This window comes from Burkholderia sp. (assembly GCF_018375725.1).
In the GTDB taxonomy this organism is placed as follows: Bacteria; Pseudomonadota; Gammaproteobacteria; order Burkholderiales; family Burkholderiaceae; genus Burkholderia.
Window position 1 is genome coordinate 1 of the sequence record NZ_JAHACR010000439.1, and the last position, 2,538, is coordinate 2,538.

General features: G+C 71.4%; 2 protein-coding genes. Both read right to left on the reverse strand.

The genetic code is table 11. The features are described 5' to 3' along the window. On the reverse strand, positions 1–1,314 hold a 1,314-nt coding region (locus tag KH616_RS24055), incomplete at its 3' end, for a collagen-like triple helix repeat-containing protein (RefSeq protein WP_292253676.1). A 43-nt stretch (positions 1,315–1,357) separates the two neighbouring features. Then, positions 1,358–2,538, reverse strand: a 1,181-nt coding sequence (locus KH616_RS24060; RefSeq protein WP_292253678.1) for a collagen-like triple helix repeat-containing protein, incomplete at its 5' end; no start/stop codon positions are given.

Below are 2,538 nucleotides of genomic sequence, written 5' to 3' on the forward strand. Positions count from 1 at the left end.
CGTGACGAGCAGGCCCGTGACCGGTGCCAGCAGGCCTGTCGAGCCGCCCGACGCCGACCCGGTTGCGCCGCCGACGAGCGACGTGACCGACGCGAGCGGATTCGACGTGCCTCCGGTGCCTGCCGCGCCTCCCACCGATCCGGTGACATTATTCAGTACTCCGGTGACCGGCGCGAGAGGGCTCGTGCTGCCGGCGCCGCCCAACGCGCCCGTGACCGTCGACACGAGGCCGGTAACCGACGCGAGCGGACTGCTGCCGCTCGCCCCGCCCAGGAGGCCCGTCGTCGAACCCAGCGGGCTGCTCGCGCCGCCGGACACAGCGCTGCCGCCGAGCGGGCTGGCCACACCCGAACCGGAGCCCGATCCCGTGCCGTTCTGGACTGTGGCCGTCGAGCCGCCGACGAGGCTTGTGATCAGGCCGGGGATCGGCGCTGCGCCGTTCGGGCCGTCCGGGTTGACGAGGCCGCCCGCGTTGGTCACCGTGTTGCCGACTGCGGTGACGATCTGCCCCACGTTGCCGACGAGCGGCTGCTGCGCGCTGCCGCCGACTTTCTGCCCGGCCGAGCTGATCGCGCCGCCGATCTGGCCGAGCAGGCCGGACACCGGCTGGCCGAGTCCCGTCGTCGTGCCGACCGTCTGCGTTGCCTGGCCGACGGTGATCACGAGCGGGGTAATCGCCGAGCTGAGCGGTTGCGTGATCTGCTGTACCGGCCCGGACGACAGCGTCGAGCCGACCGTCGTGCCGGCCGCGCCGAGGGCGTTGGCGACCGTGTCGAGCGTCGTGCCGACCTGTGACGTTACCGGCGCGAGCGGCGACAGCGGACCGGTGCCGAGTGCCTTGACCGTCGCGCTCAGGCCCGCGACTGTGTTGCTCGTCGCGCCGACCACGTTGCCGAGGCCGGCGACCGTCGTGCCGACCGGGTTGGGCGTGGAGCCGATCTGTCCGAGGCCGTTGCTGACCGCGTCGGCCGTTGCGCCGATGATCGTGCCGGTGCTCGACACGGTGCTGCCGAGTCCTTGCGTCACGCCGTCGCCGACGATCGGCAGGCTGATGCCGCCGATCGTGCTGCCGAGATTGGTGGCCGTCTGGCCGGTCGTGCTGATGACGCCGGTCGTGCCGGCCGACGTACCGCTCGTGCCGCTGGTGCCGCTTGAACCGCTGGTGCCGCTCGAGCCGCCGCTGTTGTTGGCAGCGGGCGGGTTGCCGCCGCCGTTGCCGCCGCATGCGGCCAGCATGCAGGCTGCCGCGAAAGCCGTGAGCGGAGCGCGCCATTGGCGGAGCGCGGCCGATGTGAAGGAACGTTGCTGGGACATGATTGACTCCTCGCCGTCTTGTCAGTGAATGGTGTGACCGGATTTACTTGATTCGGCCGCCGAGCAGGCCGCCGACCAACGACGTCACCGGAGCGAGCAGATTCGTCGATGAGCCCGTCACGGTGCCCGTCGCGCCGGCCAGTCCAGCGGTGCCGGATGTCGAACTGGTCGGCGTGCTGGTTACCGTCGAGAGCACGCCCGTGACCGGTGCAAGCGGGCTGCTGCCCGTGCCTGCGGTCGCACCGCCGAGTGCGCCGGTCACGGTGGAGACAAGGCCGGTAACGGGGGCGAGCGGGCTGCTGCCCGTGCCTGCGGTCGCGCCGCCGAGTGCGCCGGTCACGGTGGAGACGAGGCCGGTGACGGGTGCAAGCGGGCTGCTGCCCGTGCCGCCCGTCGCGCCGCCGAGTCCGCCCGTCACGGTCGACACGATCCCGCTAAGCGGGGCGAGCGGATTGCCGGCACCCGCGGTGCTGCCTGTCAGCAACCCGCCGACGGTCTTCACGGTATTGCCCGTCGAGGACACGGTATTGCCGAGGCCGGTTGTGATCGGATTGCCGCCCGTCGAGGCGATCAGCGCGCCGGCCTGGTTCAGGCCGTTGCCGATCTTGCCGAGCAGTGTGTTGACCGGTGCGCCGAGGCCGGTCGCGGTGCCGATCGTCTGCGTCGTCGTGCCGACCATCGTCGTGATCGGTGTGATCGCCGCGCTGACGGTTTGCGTGATCTGCTGGACCGGGCCGGTCGACAGTGCGCCATTGAGCGTCGTGCCGCCGTTCGAGACCGCGTTGCCGACCGTCGCGACGAGGCTGCCAACCGTACCGGTCACGGGTGCGAGGGGCGACAGGGGGCCGCTGCCAAGGCTTGAAACGAGATTGCCGGTCTGCGTGACCGCGCCGCCCAGCTGATTGACCGCATTGCCCGAGCTGGCGAGCGTCGTGCCGACAGGATTGCTCGTCGCGCCCAGTTGGCCAAGCCCGTTTTGCAGGCCATCGCCGAGCGCGGACACGGCGCCGCCGATGTGTTGCACGATGCCGCCCGCGGCCTCGGTCGTCGCAGGATCGACGCCCGGCAGCGTCTGGCTGCCAATTGTTGCGCCGAGACCCGACACGGTGTCGCCGACATGGCTTACCGGGCCGCTGCCGCTCGAGAGCACTTTGCCGACCGCGTTCGGCGACGTGCCGCTTGTCGTCCCGCTCGTCGAGCCGCTGGTGCTCCCGCTCGTGCTCC